The sequence below is a fragment of the Sphingomonas gellani genome, assembly GCF_900110035.1.
GTDB lineage: Bacteria > Pseudomonadota > Alphaproteobacteria > Sphingomonadales > Sphingomonadaceae > Sphingomonas > Sphingomonas gellani.
The window spans coordinates 1-23,624 of the sequence record NZ_FOCF01000012.1 but is presented as its reverse complement, the minus strand read 5'-3'; the positions used below and the strand labels follow the sequence as shown (position 1 = coordinate 23,624).

The following is a 23,624-nucleotide window of genomic DNA, read 5'->3' as shown; positions in this document are numbered from 1 at the left end:
CTGGAGGGCTTAGCGATGCTGGGCCGCGGCACCTCTGCGCGACCACCTTCCCGATTTCACACCGATGCTGATTTCTTTTCGTTCCTACGTCTCTCCATCGCGTTCACGACGCGGTTGGCCAGTTCCTCCAGCCTGACTTGCTCGGCTGGGGTTAGGCTCCTCCCGACACGTGTGTCGATAACGCACAATGTTCCCACCCTGCTGCCGTTTGAGGTCTTGAGCGGGGCACCCGCATAGGACCTAATGTTTGGACTTCCAGTCACCAGTGGATTGGATGCGAACCGCTCGTCCTGGGTTGTGTCGGCGACCGAGAACACACCGCTTCCACGAACCGCATGCGTGCAGAAGGAGATGGATCGCGGTATTTCGGAGGGTTCGAGTCCAACCTTGGCTTTGAACCATTGGCGATTTTCATCGAGCAGCGAGATCAGCGCGATGGGGAAGTCGAACGTTCTTGCCGCCTCTTTAACGATGGCATCGAATTCTGGCTCGTTGGGTGTGTCGAGAATGCCGTAGCCGGCAAGAGCGGAAAGACCCTGCTTCTCTGCCTCGTCGAGTTGGTGGCGCGACCTGACCATGGATCAGTCCTACGTACCGCCTGCTAACGGTTGGTTACTGCTGGTGTCGATGTCAGAACACGCATGCATTGCCATTCGGGTCGCCGCAGGTCGGAGGCGAATCGTATGCCCCGCAGACGTCCTCAGTCCCCCGTCGTTTCTAGCGGTGCGGCGGTAACCAGGGAAGATCCGTGCGTAGCGTCCGGTGGGGACGGACAGCGAGGCGGACGAGGGCTTGACGGTCAAGGATCCGCACGACCTGCCGATCGCGTGCTATCAAACCCAGTTCCTCCAGATCGCGCAGCAGACGATTGACGTGGACACTGGTTAACCCGAGCACATCCCCGATCTGCTCCTGCGTGAGCCGCATGGTGAAGCTGTCCTCCTTTACGGCCGCCAGGCGTCCGAGCCGTTCAAGAAGGTCGGTAAGGAAAGCGGCAAGGCGAGACTGCGCTGACGTTCGTCTCATCGCACTGAGCTGGTCCATCAACGCCACGCGTTCACGTTGCACATTGAGCAGAAACTGAGCCGCCACCCGGGGATGCTGCGCCAGCAGACTGCCAAAACGGTCGAACGACACGGCACTGACACTCACCGGTGTGATCGCCGTCAGGGCTTCGGCTGTATGTGTCATGCACATGCTTGGCGTTCCAAGGGCGTCGCCAGGAAGGTGTACCTTCAGGATCTGACGCCCACCGTTGGGGAGCGTTTGGGACGCGGCAACCCACCCTTAAATCAGCAGGTAAAAGCCTGTTGCGGCGACACCCTCGTCACGAATTGTGGCATTCCGCTCATATCTTTCTGGTGGTCCCCCTAAGCCCTTAACAGCCGCGGCTTCAGCAGAACTGAGACAACCGAACTCCTCCAGCCGATGGAAAGCCCTACACGGCACAGCACGGACTGTTGCGTTCATTACCTGACCTACCCCCCCCCTGCACCCGATCACATTTAACCATATTACACAACAGCTTCGAGCAGCATCGTCGGGATCGGCCGTGATCCTCTTCTGGTGCGACAGGGTTGCGTTCGATACCGCCAAGTTGCGGACACCCGATCCTCTCGATATCGTCGCGGCGTGACTGCGGGGGAGGTTGACGGCAATGAGGGCCTTGGATTGGGTTCTAGACCATAAGGTTAGGACCGGTCTGATCGTGGTTGCGCTTGCCAACCTCTGCTATCTTCTCTGGTGCGCGATGACGGACATTCCGACGTCCTCATTTTCAAAGCTGCTCACCCCAATCGTGATTTTGTCGGCCGTGACTCTGGGCAGTTCGGAAGGTCGCAATAGCAGCTAACCACCATCACAGGCATCCGCGCGGGCCGACCGTACCGACTGGTTCGCACTGCGGTCCTGTTAGCCGTCCCGCCGACATGCAGCGACGTTCACCAGCAACGCCGCGCTTGCACCAGAAGCACGGGCAAGCAGCGTTGCTCGATCATTGGCATTGCCTGTCAGCCCATTGTGCCTGTCTGCCGCCCTGGGCGCAGTTCAGCGTTTTCGGATCGCCCGAAGACTGAGACCTTTCGCTAACGCCCAGCGGCGGACGCTCGTCCTAATCGTCGGGTGCTGGCACGACGTACGGTCGACGTGCGGCGACGCGTATGCTAGCTAATGCAAAGCAGAAGAGGGTAGCTATGAACGGTGCCACCACGACGGCTGATCGCAGAAAGAAGACTGTGCGGATTATCCTGGTTGTTGCTGGTTTAGCGCTCGCTGTCTGGGCTGGTCCCGACTTCATCTCCGGTTTTCTACACGGCTTTTGGCAGGGACCGGCTAATTTGACGTCTTAAGGTTTAAGTGCCTCCGCTCAGCGTCCGCTTCTCACATCTTCGGGCATTTCACCGTGCCGTGAAACCGCCAAAATGCGCAATGCCGGGAAATCGCACTTTTGCGATAAGGCAGCTGTAAACGTTGGAGCTGTAGCCTTGCCCATTTCTTTGGAATGAATCGCTTTTAAAGCGCCTTCAGATCAATCGTGAGCAAACAGCCACGTCTTCGCCGCATCGGGAGATAAAAACACCATTATGGTATCGGGTAACCCTTCGCGCACTGCCTGTTGTTTTCGAAGGCTCGAAGGTGTGACGATGGCCAGGCGATCGCCTAGTTGATTGAACAGCGTCCCAAGACTGCCCAGAAGTCGGCTAACTGCAACATCATTGGTAGCTGCCGCTCGACCATCGACGAGCACACGGGCACAGCCGAACCGCTCACGCGCCACTGAGAGGTGGCTGCAAAAAGCCTGCTTGTAACGTTCAGCCTGTTCTAACGTCCATGTGCCGTGGCTCAATACGCGAAGTGATCGTGTTGGCTCGTCAAAACCGAAGCTGTATCGGGCTGTCATCACGCCTCTTGTGCTAGGTGTAGATCTGTAATTTGCGTCCGCTCGGCGGTTGTCCCTTGAGGGTATCAAGGATCTGTCCGCACTCACCGACCCGGAGGTTGGCGGTGCTGTATCGGGTCTCACAAGGTCGGACGTTGCATTGACTCGAAGCGGGCTCTGGAGCCCATCTGATAACCTTCGCAGATCGTCCGTCCCTGCGTTCCCTCGCGGGACACCGCCATCGGGTCAGCTGGAGAGCATCACCGCTGGCGAGGGGGAGCTTATCGCATTTCAGGCCTCGAACAAGGTGCCGTCGCGCAGCATGGCATGCATGATGACGGCCAGGCGGCGGGCGAGCGCGACCCGGGCTTTCTTGAGGCCGCGCCGTTTCGCGATCTTCAGCGCCCAGGTCTTCAGCGCGAAGGTCTGCCGCGTGCGCGTCAGGATCGAGTTCGCCGCCTCGTAGAGGAGCTTGCGGACGGTGCCGTCGCCCTGCTTGGTGATCCGGCCGGTCCAGTCTAGCTCGCCGGACTGGTGCCGACGTGGGACAAGGCCGAAGTAAGCGCCAGCCGTTCGCGACCGCTTGAACCGGTCTGCCTCATCGACGGCGGCGGCGAACGCGGCCGAGGTCTGCACACCGACGCCCGGGATGCTCATCAGCGCCTGACAGGCCGGAGACGCAATGCTGATCGCCTTGAGCGCGCGATCCATCTGGCGGATCTCGTCGACCAGGCCGGTCCGCGCCCGAAGCGGCGAGGCTACTGCCTCGCCGAGACCCGGGATCGCGACGGCGGCCTGCACCCGCGCGAGGAACCGCTCGCCCTGGCCGGCTCCCGGCCTGATACCGAAGGTGGCGCACAGGCCGCGGATGGTGTTGTCGAGCCGGACGCGCGCCTCGACCAGGTGCGCGCGGGCGGTGATCACCGAGCGCACGCCATGCGACGTCGGCGACTTGACGTGCACCTCCTTGTAGAAGCCCGTTCGAGCCAGCTGCGCGAGCCCCGCCGCATCATGCGGGTCGGTCTTGTTCGCCTTCATCGCCTTCAGGCTCTGGTGCGCCTGCCGTGCATCGATGCACACGATTGCGACGCCCAGCTCGTGCAGGCCCCGCGCGACCCACGGCGTCATCCGACCGGTCTCGATCACCACGCGTTCCACCGGCCCGTGGCGCTCCAGCAACGCCGCGATCGCCTCGGGCGTGCTGTCCACGCATTGCGCCGCGACCTTGCGCCCTTCCGCGTCGACGACGCAGACGTGCGAGGTTTCCATCGACAGATCTATTCCGGCATAGTGCTTCATGGCTGCTTCCTTCCTTCAGGTCCGACAACCAGAAGGTGCGCCGCTCAGCCGGCCCGAGGAAGCAGCCACAAATTACACGATGACTTATAAAGCTGCCGGTCAGCGACCGCTCGGTTACGGTCATAACCTGACAGATCAGTGGAATTTCTCCACTTTTAAGAAAGTACGATGAGCACTGTACTCGATCCGCATTGCCGGGGTTGAGCTCGCAGACATCCACACCAATGTGCGCCTTGAAGTGAAGAACGTCGCTCGAAACCATCAAGATCATCGCGGCAGAGGTTCTGAACAGCCGCCCCGTCAGTTCCACGATATGAGCGGCTTCTGGTATTGAGTCAGCGATGTCGTAGTCGGCGATCGTCGCCGATCGTCCGAGATCATGATCAGCGACCTGATGTGCGCTGATCGTGGTCATGCTGGGGACCTCTAAACTCCTGCTACGGCACGATCATTCGCCCCGGAAGGAAGGGTAGCCTTAGGACCCTTTACGAGACCTAAAAAACTCAAAAAATGCAGGCTGTTACGCTTCTGGAACATCAAACGTTGGAAGTTGGCCTAATCAGAGACGGACTGGACGCGCGCACAACCCGAACAGCATGGGCGAACCAAGACGGGCCCAGCCTCATACGCGTGCGAGGATAAAGGCTTCTGACGGATCGTATACCGGCGCTCGGCGTTCGCCTGCGCTGGATATCAGGAATTCCCAATGGACATCGTCAAGCTCCCGGTAGGTGAACAGGCGCCGATCGACGTGGATTGGATCCGCATCGAAGAGCAAGCCGATGGGACGTACACGCTGACCGCATCCGCACTGTGTCGCGGGTCCGACGACGGCGACTCCGTCTCGATGGTCGACGGCCCACGCTTCTCGAGTGTCGCCGATGCCGAGGCTGACGGCTTTGCATGGGCCGAGAGCGTAGGCGTTGAGCGTCTTTTTGTCAGCACAGGTACATTGACGCACCCGCTCGAAACGCTTGAGATCGATCGGCCTCTGTAACTCGCCAACGCGCCGGTTGTTGGCGAAGCCGCAAGAGTCGATCCCTGAGCACTTGATGAGCCATGTGAGGTGGGACGCCGCCAATCCGAACAGGGCAACGCGGCGACGTCCTGACCGGGCTTCTAAGTCGGGATTGTTGCTATATCCTTGTCGCACCAAGAGAAGCTTGCGGACGCCACCGTGCGCAAGACGTCGATTTTGCGCACGGTATCGAGGGTCGATATCATGCCGGATCGGCGTTTTCCGCTGGCGGCGTGTCGTAGTTCTGCCGTGCCTGTTCGATCAGGACGGCGCGGCTGGTTTCGGGCCGAAACTCGGTCTTGTAGTGATCCAGCACCGCTTGCTTCGCGCGCTCGCGATCGTGTCCCACCGCGTTGCGGGCAGCTTCGCGCAGCTCGGCAAGCTCGATCGCCCATCGCTCCTTGTGCAGGTAGGGCAGGTGCCGGTCGATGCCTTCCACGATCTGGTGGAAGCCGACCCTGCTCATGGCTTACCTTCCTTTCAACAGGGTGTGCGGCAAACGAGCGAGGCTGTTGAAAAAGGCTGGGAGCTGCACGCCCACTCGCCCGGCCTACTTCTGCAGGGGTGGAACCGGACCCTTGATCGGCAGGATTAATGATCGCGTAAAGCGGTCGGCGGCTGCATGAACTCGATTGTCGCGCCGTCAGGGCCAACGACGTAAATCACCTGCGTTCCAGCCCGCTCGCCACCCGCGATCGGCTGGGGTGTGCCTTGCGCTTTCCAGCCATAGGCGGCGATCCGCGCCAAGAGCGCCTCAATGTCATCAACCACTAGGGCGAGATGCGCGAAGCCTGGGTCGAACGGCTTGGCCGGTGCGCTCGGCCGAGCCACGCCTTGGTACTCTAGGAGTTCGATCGTCTGATCTGCCAGCGACACGATCGCCATACGCACCTGCGCCCCATGTGCCCCGGTCACTTGGCCAAGGAACTCGCCCCCCATCTTGCCCGTCCGCACGAGCAGCGCGCCGAGCCCTTCAACCCAGAACCGAAGCGCCTCGTCGAGTGAGGCGACCGCGAAGCCGACGTGGTCGGCTCGCCGTATCTGGAAGTTTGCATGCTCAGTCATGTCGATTGTCCTACTGGCAAACGGGCTGCTCGGCTGCTCTGGGTCACCACCGGTCGAGTAAGCTTCCTCGCGAACGATCGAATGCGGGACGGTCTGTCCTCGGTCTCAAGAGTTCGTCGATGACGTAGAAGGCCGGGGATATACCGAACAGGATCAGATATGGGCGAGGAATAACGCTGGCGGCAGGCAGGCAAACCAGCCCCATGCGACCAGGAAGATGCCGGGCGCGTGTAGTGGGAATTGTTCCCCTGCGCGCCGTGCGGCGGACGCTTCTGATCGGGAGATATCGGGCCAGTGAAGCAGGTGGGGATGCTCCGTGATGACATGATCCCCTCGCTCCTGCCAGCGACACGAAGCGGCAGCAGCGGCCTTTATGCCTCGCCGCCCCTCAATCGCCAGTGCAATGCCGAGCAGCGCCAGCACCGGCGGGATGGCCAGCGTGAACGGTTCATGCCAGCGTCCATGCGCGCTTGCCATGCTGGTCGCATAGGCGATCAGCAAGAACGATTGTGACGATAGCAGCGCGGTCAACCGCGACAGCATCAAGCCTGTCTCACGATGGGCGTTGTCCCGGCAATGGGCGAGCAAATCTTCGGGGTCTGGCATGATATCATAACTGCGAGGCGATATCCTTGCTCCGTAACCCCACTTATCGTTAACGATGAAGCGGTCCGAGGGTGTTCCGCATGAAAACGACCTGTGAGGCGGCCGAGGCATTCCCAATGGGACGGTGAAATAGGAAAGCACTTCTACCCACGGTTCACGCCAAACCGCACAGGGTGTACCACTGCGAGCTAGTCAGCGGACCACTACGCGAGAGAAGCGCACCGTCACAGAACCAGCGTTGGCATAGGCATAAGGCTGGGCACTGCTGTAGATCGCGAAGTCGCCCGCCTCGATAGTGATGATGCCATCGTACTTCTCGAGCCGCAGGCGGCCCTCACTGACCGCGATCATCTCGTGCCAGCCCGCCGGGTCGGGTTCGGCTTGATACCGTTCGCCCACCGCGAGCGTCCACGACCAAAGCTGCGCCTCACTGTTCGCCGGCACGCTGCCCAGCAGCACGCCGCGGCTTGCCGCGTCATCGCCGCGCCATGCCACCGCCTCGATCCGACGACTGCTGGCGGCGGGATCGGCGACCATGGCCACGAAGTCGACGGCCAGCGCTTCGGCGAGCTTGTCGAGGCTGGTGAGACTGATGTTGGTGTCGCCACCTTCCAGTTTGGCAATCATGCGTCGGCTGATGCCGGATGCTGCGGCGAGCGCATCCTGGCTCATACCCGCCGCACGACGCAGACGGCGGAGGTTGCTGGAGACATGCGCCAGCACCTCGGCTCGCTCTGATTGACCATGCACTATATTACTCATATTAACGCACTATGCTGCATACGCCACCTCCACGCAAAAGCTTCTTCTCCCGCCAGGAACTGGCGCTGGTCGGCATCACCATGTTGTGGGGTGCGACCTTCCTGATCGTACATGTCGCGGTCGGGCATGCGGGACCATTGTTCTTCGTCGGCCTGCGCTTCGTCACGGCCGGGCTGCTCGGCCTGCTCGTCTTTCGCAAGGCGCTATCAGGCCTCACACGGCGCGAGCTGATGGCGGGCGCCGCGATCGGCGTCACCATCTTCCTCGGCTATGCGCTCCAGACCTACGGCCTCCAGACGATCAACAGCAGCACGTCGGCGTTCCTGACCGCACTCTACGTGCCAATGGTGCCGCTCCTCCAGTGGCTGTTCATGCGCCGGGCACCGCAGATGATGGCCTGGGTCGGCATTGCGCTCGCGTTCGTCGGCTTGGTGTTGCTCGCGGGGCCGCAGGCGCTGCATGTCGGGCTTGGTCGGGGCGAAATCGCGACGATCGTCAGCGCCGTGGCTATCGCGGGCGAGATCATCCTGATCGGCCGCTTCGCAGGGGACGTGGACAGCAGCCGGGTCACCGTGGTGCAGCTACTCAGCGGCGGACTCCTGTCCCTTGCGGCGATGCCGCTGGCGGGCGAGGCCGTGCCGGCCTTCTCCTGGGTCTGGCTCGCGGCCGGACTAGGACTGGGCGTCGCCAGCGCGCTGATCCAGCTGACCATGAACTGGGCGCAGAAATCGGTGTCGCCGACGCGTGCCACAATCATCTACGCCAGCGAGCCGGTCTGGGCCGGCGTTGTCGGCAAGCTCGCGGACGACCGGTTGCCGGCGCTCGCCGTGCTGGGCGCCGGTTTCATCGTCGCAGGCGTGATCGCGAGCGAATGGAAGCCACGCCGGCTCCCATCGTCGGGCAGGACCGACGATGGGCTGGTCGCGGACCGGGCGGGTTAGGCGGGCAGGCGCGCGATCGACGCGGCATGGTCGGCGATCAGGCGCACCGTGCTGTCGCCGTCGAACACGCCGTACCAGCCCTGCGGCTCGTGCGGCGGGTCGCCCATGTACTGGCGATCGCCGGGGTGGAAGACGTAATCGGCGTGCTGCGCGCGCGCCTCACCGTTCCATGCCCAGAAGTTGGTACCGGCGATCGGGCCGCCCGCCCGCATGTCATCGAGCGCGGCATCGTAGATCCGGCGGTAGAAACGGTCCTTGTAGGTGGTCGCGACCTTCGGATCGTTGCTGCCGCCGTCGCGCGGATAGCCGAACTCCTCGATCACCAGCGGCTTGCCGAGCTGGCGGGCCATGCTCACGTGACGCGCGATATAGTCGTCGGTCAGCTCCTCGCCGCGCGCGAACGTGCCGGGCAGATCGGTCTGCTTCACCCAGTCCCAATTGTTGGGCCAGATATGGCAGGTGAGATAGTCGATCGACGCGAAGCGATGCTCGGCGAGCACGATACTTTCCTGCTCCAGACAGCCCTTCAATCCCTCGCTGCCGGTGCAGACGAGATGGTCGCTGTCGATCGACTTGATGAGGCGCGCGGTGCCATCGATCCAGGCATAGAAGCGCGGCAGGTCGGCATGATCGAGGTCGCCGGCCGGACGCGGCTCGTTGGCGAGCTGCCACGCCACGATCGTGCCGTCGTCGGCGTAGCGCGTGCCGGTCACGGTGTTGACCCGGCCGACCAGGCTGCGGACATAGGCGTGGTACAGCGCCACCGCCTTGGCATTGCCGTAGAATTGTGCGTTAAAATTGGCAAAGGCCGGCCACGGGTGCGCGGGGTCGTGCGCGTCGATGTACCGGCCGCCGTTGACGTAGGACAGGTAGGTCATCATGCCCCCCGACCATTCCCAGAAGTTGGTCAGGTGGAGAACGGCGCGCAGACCCCGCTTGCCCATTTCGGCAAGGGCATAATCGAGCCCGGCGAGCAGCGTCTGGTTGTAGTGAGGGCCGGGGCCACGGAAGCCCGGCTTGATCGAGCCCTTCAGCGGCCCCTCCTCGCCCGACGCGCAGATGCGCAGGTTGGTGACCCCCATCGCCGCCAGTCGGTCGAGCTCGCGCCCCAGACGCGCGCGGTCGCCATAGACGGCGTCCGCCCCCAGCCACGCGGCATACCACATGTTGGTGCCCGCGAAGCGGTAGGGCCGGTCGCCCAGCATCAGGCGCATACCTTCCCGCCGCACGAAGCGGTCGGGCGCCTTTCCGCCGGCCGCGAACGCGGGAAGCGCCGCGCCGCCCGCCATGGCCGCGGCCGCACCCAGCAGGTGCCGGCGATCGAGTTCCAGGGTCATGTTCTCCATCCTCTTCAGAACCGGCCGTACCGGATTGTGCCGCCCCTTACTTCGGGCAGACCACATTCGACTGATCGGCATCGAGCTTCAGCCCAACGATCGACACGCCGAACGGCGCGTCGGCGCGCAGCGCGAAAGGTGCGGTCACCCGCCGCAGGTCCGCGTCGGTCGCGCCCATGCAGGCCAGCGACACCTTGACCGTGCGCCACTGCCCGACCGGACCCGCGAAAAGCGACGTCGCATCCACGCCCCGCGCCGCATCATCGAACCCTAGTCGCACCCGACCCTTGAGTGCGGCATCGACGCGGTAGTCGATGCGCAGCGCCACCTTGGCATTCGCCTGGCGGCGCAGGTCCAGCGTGGTGCCCGTCACGCGCACCACGCCGGGGCCGGTCCAGGCAAAGGCGCGCGCCCCCTCCTGCCGCCCGCCGCCATCGACGTTGCGCATCGTCACCGCACCCTGCGTGCCAAGCGTCCACGGTTCGGGCGCGCGGCCCGGCACGAAATAGGTGTCGATATTGGCATAGGCCGCCGACACGCCCGGTGCCTCGCCATAGCGACCCTGCTCGGCCGCGCGCGCGTAGCTCAGGCCATAACCGACCTGGTAGAGCGGGTCGTAGCCGGGCTTGCCCTGATTGAGCGCGAACTGACCGGCGGTCTTCGGCCAGGAGAAGGTGAGCTGGCCGTTGAAGTCGTGCGCAGGGAGCCCGTCCTTGCCCGCGACCAGCACGTCGGCGACGCCGGCGCCCTCCGTCCCCGGCCACAGCGCCGCCACGAACGCGTCCGACTGGTTGAGCTCGGGATTAACCCAGAGCGGACGGCCGCTGATGAACACCGACACGGTGGGGATGCCCGCCGCCTTCAGCGCCTTCAGCCGCTCAAGCGCGGACTTGTCGGACGGCGAGAACTCCAGCGTGCGGATGTCGCCCATCAGCTCGGCATAGGGCTGCTCGCCGAACACCACGATCGCAACGTCGGGCTTCCTGCCCTGCCAGCGGCCATCCGGGCTGAGCGTCGCGGTGCCGCCCGTCGCGGTGATCGCCTGTCGCAGTCCGCTCCAGATCGACTGACCGTTCGGGAAGTCGGCATTGGTGTTGCCCGTGCCCTGCCACGACAGCGTCCAGCCGCCCGACTGGAGACCGATATCGTCGGCGTGGCTGCCCGTGACCAGCACGTTGGCGCCGGGCCGGATCGGCAGCGCGTGGCCGTTGTTCTTGAGCAGTATCAGCGACTTCGCCACCGCCTCGCGCGCCAGCGCGCGGTGCGCGGCCGAACCCATCAGCTCGGGATGGGCTTCCAGCGGGCGGGCGGGATCGAACAGCCCGAGCTTCGCCTTCACCCGCAGGATGCGGCGCACCGCGTCGTCGACGCGCGCCATCGGGATGTCGCCCGCCTTCACATGCGCGACCGTGCTGTCGAACAGCCCCTTCCAGCTGTCCGGCGCCATCGCCATGTCGAGCCCGGCGTTGAAGGTCTGCGGGCAGTCGGTGGTGGTGCAGCCCGGAATCTGACCATGACCGTTCCAGTCGCCCACCACGAAACCGTCGAAGCCCAGCCGGCTCTTGAGCACGTCGGTCAGCAAGCTCTTGTTGCCGTGCATCTTGATCCCGTTCCACGACGAGAAGGAGGCCATCACCGTCATCGCCCCCGACCGGATCGCGACCGGGTAGCCGGCAAGATGCGTGGCGATCAGCGCGTCCTCGCTGACCTGCGCGTCGCCCTGGTCGACGCCGTCGGTGGTGCCGCCATCCGCGATGAAGTGCTTGACCGACGCCGCGACATGGCCCTGCTGGATGGTGCCGCGACCGGGCGGGCCTTGCAGCCCCTCCACGATCGGCGCCGCCATCGCGGCGACGGTGCCCGACTGTTCGCCATAGCCTTCGGGCGAGCGGCCCCAGCGGTCGTCCTGCGGCACGGTCAGCATCGGCCCGAAGGTCCATTCCATCCCCGCGACCGCCATCTCCTGCGCGGTCGCCTCGCCGATGCGCCGGACGAGCTCGGGATCGTGGGCGGCGCCCAGCGCCTGGTTGTGCGGAAAGATCACCGCGCCGACGACGTTGTTGTTGCCGTGCAGCGCGTCGACCCCGAAGATCAGCGGGATCACCGGATGGTTCGCCGGGCGCTGGGCATTGGCGGCGCGGTAAGCCTGCGCGGTCTTCACCCAGTCGCTCAAGGGCCCGCGCTCGTTGCCCGACAGGGGCGGCGCGCCCCCGCCCGCCAGGATGCTACCCAGCGGGTACTTCTTGAGGTCATCGGGCGTGATGCTGGACAGGTCGGCCTGCACCATCTGACCGACCTTTTCCTCCAGCGTCATGCGCCGCATCAGGTCGGTGATGAACGCCTCGGTCTTGGGATCGACCAGCCCGACGCTGCGGCCCGCCGGCCACTTCTCGGGATGGATGGTGGTCGACCCGGATTGGGCGACCGCAGCCGTGGTCAGGGCCGCGGCCAGGGTGACGCCACCCATCAGAACGGACTTGAACTTCATGAAAAACCTTTCGGGCGCCGGTCGATGCGGCGCATGACGGTGGAGCGAGCGGGCGCTGGGCCCGGATGGTATCAAAGGTCGCGGATCGGGCGGCAGGGCGATCCCACCGCGAGGACGTTGGCGGGGAGGTCGTGGACGACGACGCTGCCGGCACCCACCACCGTGTTCTCGCCGATGGTGACGCCGGGACAGACCACCGTGCGACCGCCGAGCCAAACGCCGTCGCCGATCGTCACCGGCTGCGCGCACTCCAGCCCGGACCGCCGCGTCGCCGCGTCGAGCGGGTGGGTGGCGGTGTAGATGTGGACCCCCGGCGCGATCTGCGCCTCCTCACCGATGGTGATGCGATTACAGTCGAGCAGCACGCAGTCGTAGTTCAGGAAGCTGCGTGCCCCGATCGAGATGTTGAAGCCATAGTCGCAGCGCAGCGACGGCTTCACGATCGCGCCCTCACCCAGATGATCGACTAGCTCGCTCAGGTGCGCGGTGAGCATGTCGACGTGGTCGCCCCGCGTCGCGTTGAACCGTGCCAGGATCGCCTGCGCCTTCGCATAGGCGGCCGCCAGTTCCGGGTCGTCGGCCAGGTACAGCTCACCGGCGAGCATCTTGTCCTTCTGGCTGGCCATCAGCTGAGGTCGTGCAGTGGCTTGTTGAGCGGGGGTGTGAGCTGCCAGTCGGAGAAGCGGACCTTCAACCCCTCGCGCTCGGGCGTACAGGTCATCGGGCCGACCAGATACCGGTCCGCGACAGGGAATGGGCACAGTCGGACAAGCGGCCATGTCCGGCCGTCCGCAGACACCTGAAGCCGCAGCACGCCCTTGTCGACGGTCGCCCGCATCCAGAAATCGCGCGGGTTCCCCTGGTAGGGCGCGGTCGCCCAGTCCGACCGGCCGTCGGTCAGCACGCTGCTGAGCATCGCGCGCCCGTCCGACAGCTCCACGCCAGCCTTGACCCAGCGCGTCGCGTCGATCCGCACCATGATCCCGGCCTGATCGTAGAGCTGCTGGTAATCACCGCGAATGCGCAGCTGCGCGGTGAAGCGCGGACCGGTCGCCAGGCCCAGGAAGTGGCCGCTGTCGCGCGTAAAGCCGTAAAAGGTCTCGCGCCAGAAATCGGTGCCCTTGTTGGTGACGACGTCGAGCAGGTCGCCCGCCGCGATCGCCTGACGCGGCCGGTTGAGCCATGTGCCCGCATCCCACGCGCTGGCGCTCGCCGCGACAGCCGGTCGCGCCAGCACGGCTCCTGCGACCGCACCGCCGACCACGGTCCGGCGCGTCATTCCGAACGGCATGTCCGCCACGGCCTCACTCTCCAGCTTTTCTGTCATGCCGCCGTTATGTACAGATGTACGTACAACGCAAGCCTTGTGGATGATGCCGATGACCGATGAGCCCAGGCGACGACGCCACGATCCCGACCGGCGCCAGCGCATCATCGACGCGGCGGTGGAGGTGATCGCGCAGCACGGGGTGACTGGCACCACCCATCGCAAGATCGCGGCGGAGGCCGGCGTGCCGCTCGGCTCGCTCACATATCATTTCGATGACCTCGATGCGGTGCTGAGAGCCGCCTTCGAACAGGTCGCGGAGGTGGGATCGCGCGCTTCGCTCGCTCGCCTGGCGCAGGCGTCGACCCGAGACGAGGCGATCACGGCGACGGTGGACGTGATCGCCGGCAATCTCTGGTCCACCTCCCAAACGCTGCTGCTGAGTTACGAGCTCTACGCTTACGCGGTTCGCCACCCGGCGATGGAAGCGGTGATGCGGGACTGGATGGACCAGACCCGCACGGCGCTGGGCCGGCATTTCGATCCGCTGACCGCGCGGGCGATCGATGCGCTGATCGAGGGCATCGGCATCCACAATTCGGTGGACGCGGAGCCGCTCGACCGCGAGCAGATCGAGCAGATCCTTCGTCGCGTGGCCATGCCGCCCGAATGACCGTGCGGCTCCGGGTGACGGAGCCGCACGATCCTACAGTCAACGTGGCGAGCAGATCGGCCGTCCGGCCTGGTTACGCAGCGCCTCACGACGGACCCGGCCATCCGAAGCGGTGCCCTGGTACACCGCGCAACCCCTGGCATCGCGCTCGATGCGGGCATTGCGGTAGCGCAGGCGTGCATCTGTCTTCTGGAACGCCGTTACCTCCGCGCTCGGCAGGGCATCGTTGCCGTAGGAATGCTCCTGCGCGGGCAGCATGTCCCGGCCATAGGGATGGTCGCCTGCATGGGCGCTCAGTTCGGCATCGATCGACACTACCAGACGATCATAGGACGCTAGTTCCGCGGCACTGACGAAGCCCCGGCGCCGCGACGACTGGGTCATATCCTGTCTTGCCGCTGCGATCTGCCGGCGGAGCGCAGCGGCACGGGCCGCCGGCAGCTTGCCGTGCTGCTGCGCCGACACGATGCGGTCGTCGGCCGCAGCCAGGCGTGAGCGCATGTCGGCCGTTGCCCGGAGGTTGATCCTTTGCGGCGACGGCATTCCGGGTAGCGCTGCTTCGACATTGGAGAGCTGCCGATCCAGCCGATTCAGTTCGCCGGCCGGGATGCCGCCGTTGCGCGCTTCGTAGTTTCCGGCCGAGGTCTGGACGCGACCAACCGCCGTGTGCAGCGTCGTCGCCCTGCTGCGCGACAGACGCCCGCTTTGCAGGGCAGCATCGATGCGCCGATCAAGAACCGTCGCTCGCTGGTGCAGCGCGGCGACCGCCGGCTCCGGGGTGCCTTGCGCTGCGATTGGCGCGCCGAGGGCGAGGAACGAAGCAAGCGCGAGACATGGAAAGGCACGACGCATGACGACACATTGCTCCAGAGAGTATCAGGGTGCCCCGAAGAGCAGGGCAGTCATGTACGATGGAGAAGCTGAATGGCTCCCGTCCGTCCAACGTCATTCAGCGGAGCTATCGTCCCTATAGAAAAGGTTGGTTGGGAAAGGTCATCCAACGCCCCGATGTGCTATCCACCCCGATCGTAAAAAAGAGCCGAGGCATGGCGGTCAAGCGCGTCGTAGCGAACATCGCAACTGACCAGATGGACGCAGCCAAGGCATTCTATGGAGACGTGCTGGGCATGTCGCTTGGCATGGATCACGGATGCCCAACCGCCGCCTCTGACATGACCAGTCACACGTCGAGGGCCTTGGACAAGAACTCGACGAGCGGGGCTGGCGCCTGCTCGCCAAGCAAAAGCTCCAGCATTTCGTGTCCGTCTGCCGCAGCTTTCGCGCCTCGCGGGAACATCGCGGCCTCATAGGTTGCGAGTGCCGTTTCGGTGTCGCCGGGATTTGCAGCGATCGCCAGGCCAAGCTCGGCACCATCGAGCAGCGCCAGATTCGCGCCGTCGCCTGCTGGCGGCGCGAGGTGTGCCGCATCCCCGACCAGCGTCACTCCCCGCACGCGGTCCCATCGATGGCCCATTGGGAGCGTGTGGAGCGGTCGCGCCACAGGAGCTGTCGCACTTTGGGTGATCAGAGCCAGGAGAGCAGGGTCCCAGCCTCCGAACTCCGCCGCGACGCGCGCAAGAGCTGGGGCGGCGTCATCGGTGTCCAGGCCTGCGATCCACTCGGCCGACCTTTTCAATGCAACATAGGTGTGGAGGATGCCACCCGCCTCGCGGTGTGCCAGGATGCTTTGCCCGGGCGCAACGGCGAACAGGGAGCCCATGCCGGCCGCTTGCGCCGTCGCGGGATGCCGAGCGTCGACATCGTGGAGATACGTCTCGATGAAGGTCGTGCCGGCATATTGCGGTACCGCATCAGACAGTAGCGGACGGACCTTCGACCAGGCGCCGTCGGCGCCGACGAGAAGATTGGTAACCACGCTGGATCCGTCGGTGAACCGCAGTGCATGCCGCCCCTCGCCAACCGCCGTGACGCTGGTGAGCTTCTTGCCCCACTGGATGGTTTCGTCAGGCAGCGACTCCAGCAATATGCGCCGCAGGTCACCGCGCAGCACTTCGGGACGACCGCCCCTGCCGTTGTCGGGAATGTCGAGCAGCACCGCGCCGCTCGGATCGAGCACGCGGGTCGCTTCTGCGCCGGGATGGATGATCGCGCGAAATTCGTTCGTGAGCCCGGCAATCGCAAGCGCGACCTGCCCATCCTCTTCGTGAATGTCGAGCTGGCCGCCCTGACTGCGCGCCATCGCACCCGCTTCGGACTCGTAGATCGTGGCAGCGATGCCGTGAATGTGGAGGACACGCGCCAGGACGAGACCACCCAGGCCCGCCCCAACGATCGTCACGTGAGTGGTCATAACTACCTTCCAGAGCCGCTGGAACAACATTCCATTCTCGCGCTGTTGGAACACGGTTCCAGATCTGTCAAGGGAGCGTCATGGCACTCAGCACCAAGCGCACCGACCGGCGCACCGAAGCATTGTCGAAGGAGCGGATCGTGGAGGCGGCGATCCATATCCTGGACGCCGAGGGCGAACGCGCCCTGACCTTTCGCGCGCTTGCTACGCGGCTCGCGACGGGCAGTGGCGCGATCTACTGGCATGTCGCCGACAAGCAGGCGCTGCTTGCTGCGGCCACCGACCATATCCTCGCCAGCGTCATGGCCGAAGTGGCAGAGCGATCCACGCTTAACCATGACGCGATCCGCACTGTCGCGCTGGGTATGTTCGATGCCATCGAGGCTCACCCATGGATTGGCGCCCAGTTGTCGGGCGATCCCTGGCAGCAAGGGCTGCTGCGGATATTGGAAGGCATTGGCAGGCAGGTTCAGGCGCTCGGTGTGCCCGAGAGTGCATTGTTCAATGCCACCACCGCGCTCTTGAATTGCATCCTTGGCGTGGCGGCACAGCACGCCGCCGCCGAACGCCTGCCGCGGGGAACGGAGCGAAGCGTCTATCTCGCCGCCATTGCCGAGAGGTGGACCCAGCTCGATTTAGCCGAATATCCGTTCGTGCATCACCTGGCGGCGCAACTGCCCGGACACGACGACCGCGAGCAGTTCCTTGCCGGTGTAAACCTTGTCCTGGCCGGCATCGAAAGCATCCGGTAACCGACCAAGGATCGCTTCCCACCAACGACGTGTTCGGCGCATCCGGCATCAACTCTCGGACCGCTGATCCGTGTTCGCCTCGCCCCGCCAGTATGCCAATAGCGCCCGCTTCAGCTCCGGCATGAACGGAGGATGCATCCGCGCCCTCGTCTGTCCGTCAATCAGCAACGATGGGTCTGCCCCACCGAATGCCTGCCACAGTCCGCGTGCGAATGCATAGCTGTTCATCAGCAATCGCTCGGCCCCGGTCGCCGGCAGATCAAGCGCTTGCTCAATGCTCTGCGCAGCCTCCGCGATGCGCGCCGTCAAGGCCGTCTTGAACACCCGCAGAGCATCTGGATCGGCCTGCTTCTCCAAAACAGCGCCGAAGCTGTCCAACCTGAGCAGATCAGGCCGCTCGCCAAGCGCGGCAGCCAGCGCCGTCACGATCCGGCCGGCATCGGTGGGGGACGCGCCTGCCGCCGCCGCGACGCGGGCAAGCACAGCGCTCCACCCCTCCAGCAGCAAAGCCAGATAAATCTCAGCTTGCGAAGCGAAGTAGAGGTACACCGTGCCCTTCGCCAGCCCCGCCCCTGCGGCCACCTCGGCGACGGTGGGAAGCGCATCGCCGGTCTTTGCGAACGCTTGTTCGGCGGCGCGCAGGATCACCTCGCGCCGTGCCGCCTTGCCGTCCGCGTCGCGCGCCCGCCGTACGCCCGCCGTCCTCATCGCATCATCCGCCCGGCGACCTTCGCCTGCACCATGCGTGGCGTAAACCGGTTCGCGAGCGCAATCACGCGATTGGCCATACCCGCGATCACGCTTGCACGGCCCTTGAACAGCGCATCCACCCCGAGCTTCGCCGTACCTGCGACGGGGCTCATCATCCGGCGCAGCGACGCGCTGGACTCCTGTCCGGCAGTGCTGAGGAAGCCTGTGTCCATCAAACCCGGCGAAAGCACGGTCACATGGACCTTCCTGGGGGCGAACTCGACGTGGAGCGCTTCGCCGAACGAGCGCACATAGGCTTTTGCCGCGGCGTAGGCGGCATAGCTGGGAATCGGCTGAAACGCGGTAAGGCTCGCCACAAGCAGGATGCGGCCGCCACCCCGTGCCACCATCCGCTCGGCAAGAAGGCGGGTGAGCAACGTCGGCGCGATCACGTCCACCTCGAGCATGGCGGTCACCGCGTCCGGCTGCATGTCCATGAAATCACCATGCAGTCCATAGCCCGCGTTGTTGGCCAGCACCTCGACGTCCAGATCCGCGATGTCGGCGGCGAGTGCAGTAACGCTTGCCCGATCGGCGAGATCGGCGACGATCACCCGCGTCGCGATACCGTGAGCAGTGCGAAGCTCTGCCGCGAGCGTGTCCATCGCCTCCTGCCGCCGTGCGGACAGCACGAGATTGTAACCCCGCTTCGCCAGCTCCCGTGCAAGCGCCGCTCCGAGGCCGCCGGAAGCACCCGTGACGACCGCCCATGATCCACTCGTTGCCACACCATCCTCCTTATTGACCAGCGGTCATTTGTATCTGACCGCTGGTCACTTCAAGTTAGCGGTCTGAGGCCTCGGACCTGATCTCGCATTCCCGCAAACGACCGGCGATCGAGGCGGCATAGGCGTTCTCGAAATCGATCGTTGATCGGGAATGGAGGCGGCTTCCCAAAACCTGTTGGAGTCGATTTTTGGGAACGCCACTTGAGCAGGTGGAGGTGTGACGTGCTCCCCTGAAACTCCGCCACTTTGAGCTAGAGTCCGCCTTCGTGAGGAGACGGACGTGAAGAAGACCAGGTTCAGCGAGGAGCAGATCATCGCGGTGCTGCGCGAGCAGGAGGGCGGGATGAAGACCGCCGACGTGTGCCGCAAGCACGGTATCAGCAGTGCCACGTTGTACGCGTGGAAAGCGAAGTATGGCGGCATGGACGTGTCGCAGGCGCGCAAGCTGAAGGTGCTCGAGGAGGAGAACGGTCGGCTCAAACGGCTGCTGGCCGACGCCATGCTCGACAATGCCGTGCTGAAGGAAGTCGCGGCAAAAAACTGGTGAAGCCCGCCGCTCGGCGGAAGGCTGTCGAGCATGCTCGGCAGTTGTTCGGCATCAGCGAGCGTCGGGCGTGTACCATCTTCGGCGTAGATCGAACGTCGGTGCGCTACGCGCCCCGGCGTAGTGATGATGGCGACCTACGGTCGCGGCTGCGCGAGATCGCGGCCGAGCGTCGGCGCTTCGGCTACCGGCGGCTGGGGATCATGCTGGCCCGTGAGGGGCTGGTCATGAACCACAAGAAGCTGCTGCGGCTGTACCGCGAGGAAAACCTGCGGGTCAGGCGCCGGCGTGGCCGTAAGCGAGCGATGGGCACCCGAGCGCCGATGACGCTGCCGCAAGGACCGAACCAGCGGTGGAGCCTCGACTTCGTCAGCGACACGCTGATCAGCGGCCGACGCATCCGCATCCTGGCGGTAGTCGACGACTTCACGCGCGAGTGCCTGGCGCTGGTGGTCGACACCTCATTGTCAGGCGCGCGTGTCGCCCGCGAGCTCGACGCCATCATCGCGGCTAGGGGCGCGCCGCCGCTGATGATTGTCAGCGACAACGGCACCGAGCTGACCAGCCTAGCGATCCTGAGATGGACGCAGGAACGCCCGGTCGAGTGGCACTACATCGCACCCGGCAAATCGCAGCAGAGCGGTTACGTCGAGAGCTTCAATGGCCGACTGCGTGACGAGTGCCTCAACGAGACGCTGTTCGTGTCGCTCGGCCATGCCCGCTCGGTGCTGCGGCTCTGGCGCGACGACTACAACCACGTGCGACCGCATAGCGGTGTTGGCGGGCTGACGCCCGCCGATGCTGCCAGATGGGTTGTGCAACACCGCCCCGAGGGGCACCATACCAACCCCGGACTCCAGTTATGACTGGTAGAGCTTCGGGGAGCACGTCAGGTGTGCTAGCCGGTAGAGGACTGTGGCTACGGCGAAAGCGGCTGCTGAACAGTCGGCAGATCTCGTCCGACCCTGAAGTCCGCTAACCACCCAAGCCGGACATTCCCGAAATTCGATTCTAACGGGGACGCGCCGGCCATCTCGCTGAACCTTCCTTTCTGGGAAAGGCCGGTTGGACCACTTACGGTCACTGGCAGGTAGCGAGCCGTTATGTCGCATCCTAATGTGGCCGGCATGAAGCAACTGGCCGCCTCTGTGCGCGATAGGATCGCGACCCTGACCGAGCGGGAGAGAGAAACGCTACGGCTGCTCCTCAGAGGGTATGATGCGAAATCGATCGCTCGCCACCTCGATCTTTCGGTTCACACGATTAACGAGCGGCTGCGCGATGCGCGCAGGAAATTGTGCGTCGCGAGCAGCCGCGAAGCGGCAAGGCTCCTTGCCGAGGCGGAGCGAGCTGACCCCGAACACATTGGGGACGAATTTTTGGGGGTGACCGCTAACCCTGCCGAAGTGCTCTCCGCTCCACCGGCAGGCCACCGGCAGGGCACGGCTCACCGGCTCGCCTGGCTCAGCGGAGGAATGTTGGTCATGTCACTTTTAATAGCAGCGGCTGTCCTCGCGACGGCTTTTCATGGGGATGCCACGTCGACCGCGCATAGTGCGGGATCGAGCATTACGACCGTCGATGCGTCTGCCTCGATGAGCCAAGGCGCGGCACGCCAATGGTTAGCCCTACTGGACAAGGGAAATTGGGAAGCAAGCTGGCGCGCTGCCGCTGGCGTTTTCAAATCCCAAATATCGGCGTCACAATGGGCTACGACGATCCAGCCGGTTCGCCTGCCGCTTGGAGCCGCGTCCTCGCGCACCTTCCAGAGCGTTACGAAGACCAACTCGCTTCCTGGCGTGCCACCCGGAGACTATGAAGTCATCCAGTTCCGGACAGACTTCGCCCACAAACCCGGTTCTATCGAGACCATCACGCTCGCTCACGAGAGCGACGGATGGAAGGTCGCAGGATACTTCATCAAGTAGGGCGCCGCTGCACCTCCACCTGCTCAAGTGGCGTTCCCAAAATCGACTCCAACAGGTTTTGGGAAGCCGCCTCCATTCCCGATCAACGATCGAATTTCGGGAAAGCCGCCCTCATCCTTGTGCAAGGACCGAACGCCTGATCGTCAGGCGGAATTGTCCAGATAGCCATAAACTGCCCTGCCTACGCGCGAGCCGTAAGCGTCCGGCCACCTCCGTCGGGCGGGGGGACGGTCGGCCGGCAGACTGCCTAATTACAGCCCTAGGAAAGGGCGCTACGATCTCGACGAGGGGAGCTGCGAGTGATCGATCGGGTGATTGTGCGACGCACGTTCAAAGTTGATGGACGCGATGCCGAGTGCCGTTTTCTGAGACCGGAAGAGGATGGTGGGAGCTTCTTCTGCCGATATGAGATTGACTGGCCTGAGGGCGTCGCGGGCCACAGGGTCGGCGGTGTCGACGAAGTGCAGGCCGTTTTGCTTGCCATGATGGGCGCACACGCAAATCTGTTAGCCGCGCGGAACATGGATGGGCGGAATGTTGAGTGGCTGGACGGGCGAAGCCTCGGAATGCCCATCGCGCGAACCATTCGACACTGGGATCCCGAGAACGAAATGTGACATCGGAAAGCGGACCGTCCGCTTACGCGTTCCCATTCGGGACTACTACTCGCCGGGCTTACGGCAACCTACGAAGTCGAAGAACTGTCTGTTTAGGAAGGCAGTATCCCCAGAACCTGCGGAATTTGGGAAAAGCATGTGAGCTGGTGCACGCTCTCCCAACGTCGGAACATGGTTCATAATATTATAGGCGTCGTCAGTGACGATATACTGCCGGTCTCCGAAGGGGCGAGGTCCCCCATCTGGGTCTGGAGGTCTCCAATCCTTCGCTGTAATGTCTTCCGTAGAGGCTACGTTTTGCAGGCCGTCCGAGCCGCCGTTCCATGGCAGCCACCAAAAGGTTCTTCCTGTTTCCTTATAGTGTACTGCTAAAGCAATGTGGCTCGGCCAATCTGGACCGCTATCAACAGAGCGAAAATAAGCGATCACGCTTGGATCATTGCGGAAAGCATACTTCGCCCGCTCTACCGGACAGAAAGCTGTTGAAGCTGCCGCAACTAGTAGGAGGCCAATCATTGAGCGTCTCCTGTTTCTAAATCCCACCAAGTTCTAGCACGTGAACGAGGGGCGGCAATCAGGATTGCCTGGTGGGCGCTGCTACGGCTGGGTGTGGGCGATGTCGGACGGTCACTCTACTCACTTAAGAACCGAACCTTTGCCCCGCCGGGTACTGCGGCCGCGATCCGCTTTGCGAGGTTCGCGCCGTCCGAATTTAGGCGAGCCAATGCGCTGGTCGCCTCCGCAGTTGCAAGCACCGCGCCGGCCATTTGCTCGTTCCAAGCCAGCATATCCGTGACTAGATCCGGAGGGAGGCTGACCGACATGGTATTCCCGTGCACCTCGTCCTCTTCCCAGAGAACACGATCTCCAACGGGGTCGCATCCAAATACCAAATACATCATGATCGCCCTCCGCATTCTGTGATGCTCGCCCATCCCAACGTCGACAAGTGGGCGCTTCTTGCCGTTCCCAAAAACGAACGGCCAGCGAGACGGCCGACGCCGTCTCGGATGGGATGGTTGATCGGGAAACGAGGGTCGAATGGGATTTTGCCGACCAGCTCGCTATGCAGTGGGCTATGAACAACCAAGGCGTTGATCCTGCGGTTCTGGAAGCATGGCTTTCGGCCAGATCAATCGCTCGTGGGTTGCCGTTGCCGATCCCGGACCACGGCGGCTTCCGCGTCGATACTAATTCGGATGCTGAAATTGCTCGCTGGGTGTTCCCCAAGGCAAGCTCCGGCCTCGAACACCTTGCTCGTTCCATCAGCGATTCCCGCTATTTATTGAAGCTGTGCGGCACGGCCGATGATCTGCAATCAGCCCTCCCGAGCGGCTGGAAGCTGCACGCTCCCGGCTATTTCATGCGGGCTGCATCCAAAGCCCCCATCGGACATCTGCCGCTTGGATACACGATTGAGGTCAAGCGAACCGGCATGGTGTCGGAAGCACGGGTATTCACAGAGGCAGGCGCGCTTGCAGCAAGCGGTTACGCGGCAGAAACCAACGACGTCTTCGTGTACGATCGGATCATAACGGAGCCTGACCACCGCCGGAGAGGCTTGGGGCGAGCCCTTATGCAGACGCTACATGACGCTCGGCAGAACCCCAGCGCCACGGAATTGCTCGTTGCCACCGAAAACGGCCGAACCCTCTACTCA

Annotated in this window: 24 protein-coding genes; 8 read left to right on the top strand and 16 right to left on the bottom strand. The window is 63.9% G+C overall.

Features of this window, described 5'->3' with window-relative positions; all coding sequences use genetic code 11:
* Positions 1-56: 56 nt before the first annotated feature.
* The 4 genes from BMX37_RS17115 to BMX37_RS17100 form a co-directional block, all read right to left on the bottom strand.
* Positions 57-578, bottom strand: a complete 522-nt coding sequence (locus tag BMX37_RS17115; protein ID WP_139198140.1) for a GAF domain-containing protein — start codon at positions 576-578, stop codon at positions 57-59.
* Between the two features lie 139 nt (positions 579-717).
* Complete coding sequence (locus BMX37_RS17110) at positions 718-1,191, bottom strand: Crp/Fnr family transcriptional regulator (RefSeq protein WP_170842052.1); 474 nt, start codon at positions 1,189-1,191, stop codon at positions 718-720.
* A gap of 1,336 nt (positions 1,192-2,527) precedes the next feature.
* Positions 2,528-2,899, bottom strand: coding sequence for a hypothetical protein (locus BMX37_RS18580; RefSeq protein ID WP_212611486.1), 372 nt, complete (start codon positions 2,897-2,899; stop codon positions 2,528-2,530).
* A 270-nt stretch (positions 2,900-3,169) separates the two neighbouring features.
* Positions 3,170-4,177, bottom strand: coding sequence for an IS110 family RNA-guided transposase (locus BMX37_RS17100; RefSeq protein ID WP_093667001.1), 1,008 nt, complete (start codon positions 4,175-4,177; stop codon positions 3,170-3,172).
* Between the two features lie 706 nt (positions 4,178-4,883).
* On the opposite strand from BMX37_RS17100, the gene BMX37_RS17095 reads away from it, so the two are divergent.
* Complete coding sequence (locus BMX37_RS17095; RefSeq protein ID WP_093667000.1) at positions 4,884-5,174, top strand: hypothetical protein; 291 nt, start codon at positions 4,884-4,886, stop codon at positions 5,172-5,174.
* Positions 5,175-5,397: 223 nt separating this feature from the next.
* Here BMX37_RS17095 and BMX37_RS17090 read toward each other — a convergent pair whose 3' ends face one another.
* The 4 genes from BMX37_RS17090 to BMX37_RS17075 form a co-directional block, all read right to left on the bottom strand.
* Positions 5,398-5,661, bottom strand: a complete 264-nt coding sequence (locus tag BMX37_RS17090) for a hypothetical protein (RefSeq protein ID WP_093666999.1) — start codon at positions 5,659-5,661, stop codon at positions 5,398-5,400.
* Positions 5,662-5,786: 125 nt separating this feature from the next.
* Entirely contained in the window at positions 5,787-6,260 is a 474-nt protein-coding gene (locus BMX37_RS17085; protein ID WP_093666998.1) for a VOC family protein, read from the bottom strand.
* A gap of 153 nt (positions 6,261-6,413) precedes the next feature.
* Positions 6,414-6,803, bottom strand: a complete 390-nt coding sequence (locus tag BMX37_RS17080; protein ID WP_093666997.1) for a hypothetical protein — start codon at positions 6,801-6,803, stop codon at positions 6,414-6,416.
* A gap of 255 nt (positions 6,804-7,058) precedes the next feature.
* The gene (locus BMX37_RS17075; RefSeq protein ID WP_244501662.1) at positions 7,059-7,589 is read right to left on the bottom strand and encodes a helix-turn-helix domain-containing protein; all 531 of its coding nucleotides are present in this window, start codon (positions 7,587-7,589) and stop codon (positions 7,059-7,061) included.
* A gap of 50 nt (positions 7,590-7,639) precedes the next feature.
* Here BMX37_RS17075 and BMX37_RS17070 point away from each other — a divergent pair, with 50 nt between their 5' ends.
* Positions 7,640-8,569: a DMT family transporter gene (locus BMX37_RS17070; protein ID WP_093666995.1), complete on the top strand. Its 930-nt coding sequence runs from the start codon at positions 7,640-7,642 to the stop codon at positions 8,567-8,569.
* On the opposite strand, the gene BMX37_RS17065 is transcribed toward BMX37_RS17070, so the two are convergent.
* The 4 genes from BMX37_RS17065 to BMX37_RS17050 form a co-directional block, all read right to left on the bottom strand.
* Positions 8,566-9,906, bottom strand: coding sequence for a glycoside hydrolase 5 family protein (locus BMX37_RS17065; RefSeq protein WP_093667061.1), 1,341 nt, complete (start codon positions 9,904-9,906; stop codon positions 8,566-8,568). The two genes, BMX37_RS17070 and BMX37_RS17065, sit on opposite strands and share 4 nt — an antisense overlap.
* Before the next feature lie 46 nt (positions 9,907-9,952).
* Positions 9,953-12,394, bottom strand: coding sequence for a glycoside hydrolase family 3 protein (locus BMX37_RS17060; protein ID WP_093666994.1), 2,442 nt, complete (start codon positions 12,392-12,394; stop codon positions 9,953-9,955).
* Positions 12,395-12,465: 71 nt separating this feature from the next.
* Positions 12,466-13,020, bottom strand: a complete 555-nt coding sequence (locus tag BMX37_RS19355) for a sugar O-acetyltransferase (protein ID WP_093666993.1) — start codon at positions 13,018-13,020, stop codon at positions 12,466-12,468.
* The gene (locus BMX37_RS17050) at positions 13,020-13,721 is read right to left on the bottom strand and encodes a DUF1349 domain-containing protein (protein ID WP_212611485.1); all 702 of its coding nucleotides are present in this window, start codon (positions 13,719-13,721) and stop codon (positions 13,020-13,022) included. Before BMX37_RS17050 ends, BMX37_RS19355 begins: the two co-directional genes overlap by 1 nt.
* A 52-nt stretch (positions 13,722-13,773) precedes the next feature.
* On the opposite strand from BMX37_RS17050, the gene BMX37_RS17045 reads away from it, so the two are divergent.
* On the top strand, positions 13,774-14,334 hold the full coding sequence (locus tag BMX37_RS17045) for a TetR/AcrR family transcriptional regulator (RefSeq protein WP_212611484.1): 561 nt from the start codon (positions 13,774-13,776) through the stop codon (positions 14,332-14,334).
* A 39-nt stretch (positions 14,335-14,373) separates the two neighbouring features.
* Here the strand turns inward: BMX37_RS17045 and BMX37_RS17040 are convergent, their stop codons facing one another.
* Positions 14,374-15,186 carry a hypothetical protein gene (locus tag BMX37_RS17040; protein ID WP_093666992.1) on the bottom strand — a complete coding sequence of 271 codons (813 nt, stop codon included), beginning with the start codon at positions 15,184-15,186 and terminating at the stop codon, positions 14,374-14,376.
* Between the two features lie 328 nt (positions 15,187-15,514).
* The gene (locus BMX37_RS17030) at positions 15,515-16,645 is read right to left on the bottom strand and encodes an FAD-dependent oxidoreductase (RefSeq protein WP_093666991.1); all 1,131 of its coding nucleotides are present in this window, start codon (positions 16,643-16,645) and stop codon (positions 15,515-15,517) included.
* A gap of 80 nt (positions 16,646-16,725) precedes the next feature.
* On the opposite strand from BMX37_RS17030, the gene BMX37_RS17025 reads away from it, so the two are divergent.
* Positions 16,726-17,397: a TetR/AcrR family transcriptional regulator gene (locus BMX37_RS17025; protein ID WP_093666990.1), complete on the top strand. Its 672-nt coding sequence runs from the start codon at positions 16,726-16,728 to the stop codon at positions 17,395-17,397.
* A gap of 48 nt (positions 17,398-17,445) precedes the next feature.
* On the opposite strand, the gene BMX37_RS17020 is transcribed toward BMX37_RS17025, so the two are convergent.
* The gene (locus tag BMX37_RS17020) at positions 17,446-18,045 is read right to left on the bottom strand and encodes a TetR/AcrR family transcriptional regulator (RefSeq protein ID WP_170842051.1); all 600 of its coding nucleotides are present in this window, start codon (positions 18,043-18,045) and stop codon (positions 17,446-17,448) included.
* Between the two features lie 56 nt (positions 18,046-18,101).
* Positions 18,102-18,875, bottom strand: coding sequence for an SDR family NAD(P)-dependent oxidoreductase (locus tag BMX37_RS17015; protein WP_093666988.1), 774 nt, complete (start codon positions 18,873-18,875; stop codon positions 18,102-18,104).
* A gap of 280 nt (positions 18,876-19,155) precedes the next feature.
* On the opposite strand from BMX37_RS17015, the gene BMX37_RS17010 reads away from it, so the two are divergent.
* The 4 genes from BMX37_RS17010 to BMX37_RS16990 all read left to right on the top strand — a co-directional run.
* A protein-coding gene (locus BMX37_RS17010) for an IS3 family transposase (protein WP_244501661.1) occupies positions 19,156-20,285 on the top strand; the annotation gives its coding sequence in 2 pieces (ribosomal slippage) (positions 19,156-19,405 and positions 19,405-20,285; 1,131 coding nt in all).
* A gap of 261 nt (positions 20,286-20,546) precedes the next feature.
* The gene (locus BMX37_RS17005) at positions 20,547-21,347 is read left to right on the top strand and encodes a helix-turn-helix domain-containing protein (protein ID WP_093666986.1); all 801 of its coding nucleotides are present in this window, start codon (positions 20,547-20,549) and stop codon (positions 21,345-21,347) included.
* 299 nt (positions 21,348-21,646) lie between these two features.
* Positions 21,647-21,964 (top strand): DUF6968 family protein, encoded by a 318-nt coding sequence (locus BMX37_RS17000; RefSeq protein ID WP_093666985.1) that lies wholly within the window; start codon positions 21,647-21,649, stop codon positions 21,962-21,964.
* Positions 21,965-23,042: 1,078 nt separating this feature from the next.
* Positions 23,043-23,624: GNAT family N-acetyltransferase (locus BMX37_RS16990; RefSeq protein WP_170842050.1), on the top strand; the 582-nt coding region annotated here is incomplete at its 3' end.

Excerpts from the sequence above, each read along its gene's own strand:
- BMX37_RS17005 (WP_093666986.1), top strand. The coding sequence starts at position 20,547 with ATGAAGCAACTGGCCGCCTCTGTGCGCGATAGGATCGCGACCCTGACC.
- BMX37_RS17045 (WP_212611484.1), top strand. The coding sequence starts at position 13,774 with ATGACCGATGAGCCCAGGCGACGACGCCACGATCCCGACCGGCGCCAG.
- BMX37_RS17070 (WP_093666995.1), top strand. The coding sequence starts at position 7,640 with ATGCTGCATACGCCACCTCCACGCAAAAGCTTCTTCTCCCGCCAGGAA.
- BMX37_RS17110 (WP_170842052.1), bottom strand. The coding sequence starts at position 1,191 with ATGACACATACAGCCGAAGCCCTGACGGCGATCACACCGGTGAGTGTC.
- BMX37_RS17090 (WP_093666999.1), bottom strand. The coding sequence starts at position 5,661 with ATGAGCAGGGTCGGCTTCCACCAGATCGTGGAAGGCATCGACCGGCAC.
- BMX37_RS17115 (WP_139198140.1), bottom strand. The coding sequence starts at position 578 with ATGGTCAGGTCGCGCCACCAACTCGACGAGGCAGAGAAGCAGGGTCTT.
- BMX37_RS18580 (WP_212611486.1), bottom strand. The coding sequence starts at position 2,899 with ATGACAGCCCGATACAGCTTCGGTTTTGACGAGCCAACACGATCACTT.
- BMX37_RS17095 (WP_093667000.1), top strand. The coding sequence starts at position 4,884 with ATGGACATCGTCAAGCTCCCGGTAGGTGAACAGGCGCCGATCGACGTG.
- BMX37_RS17050 (WP_212611485.1), bottom strand. The coding sequence starts at position 13,721 with ATGACAGAAAAGCTGGAGAGTGAGGCCGTGGCGGACATGCCGTTCGGA.
- BMX37_RS17030 (WP_093666991.1), bottom strand. The coding sequence starts at position 16,645 with ATGACCACTCACGTGACGATCGTTGGGGCGGGCCTGGGTGGTCTCGTC.
- BMX37_RS17065 (WP_093667061.1), bottom strand. The coding sequence starts at position 9,906 with ATGACCCTGGAACTCGATCGCCGGCACCTGCTGGGTGCGGCCGCGGCC.
- BMX37_RS17080 (WP_093666997.1), bottom strand. The coding sequence starts at position 6,803 with ATGCTGTCGCGGTTGACCGCGCTGCTATCGTCACAATCGTTCTTGCTG.
- BMX37_RS17025 (WP_093666990.1), top strand. The coding sequence starts at position 16,726 with ATGGCACTCAGCACCAAGCGCACCGACCGGCGCACCGAAGCATTGTCG.
- BMX37_RS17040 (WP_093666992.1), bottom strand. The coding sequence starts at position 15,186 with ATGCGTCGTGCCTTTCCATGTCTCGCGCTTGCTTCGTTCCTCGCCCTC.
- BMX37_RS17100 (WP_093667001.1), bottom strand. The coding sequence starts at position 4,177 with ATGAAGCACTATGCCGGAATAGATCTGTCGATGGAAACCTCGCACGTC.
- BMX37_RS17085 (WP_093666998.1), bottom strand. The coding sequence starts at position 6,260 with ATGACTGAGCATGCAAACTTCCAGATACGGCGAGCCGACCACGTCGGC.
- BMX37_RS17060 (WP_093666994.1), bottom strand. The coding sequence starts at position 12,394 with ATGAAGTTCAAGTCCGTTCTGATGGGTGGCGTCACCCTGGCCGCGGCC.
- BMX37_RS19355 (WP_093666993.1), bottom strand. The coding sequence starts at position 13,020 with ATGGCCAGCCAGAAGGACAAGATGCTCGCCGGTGAGCTGTACCTGGCC.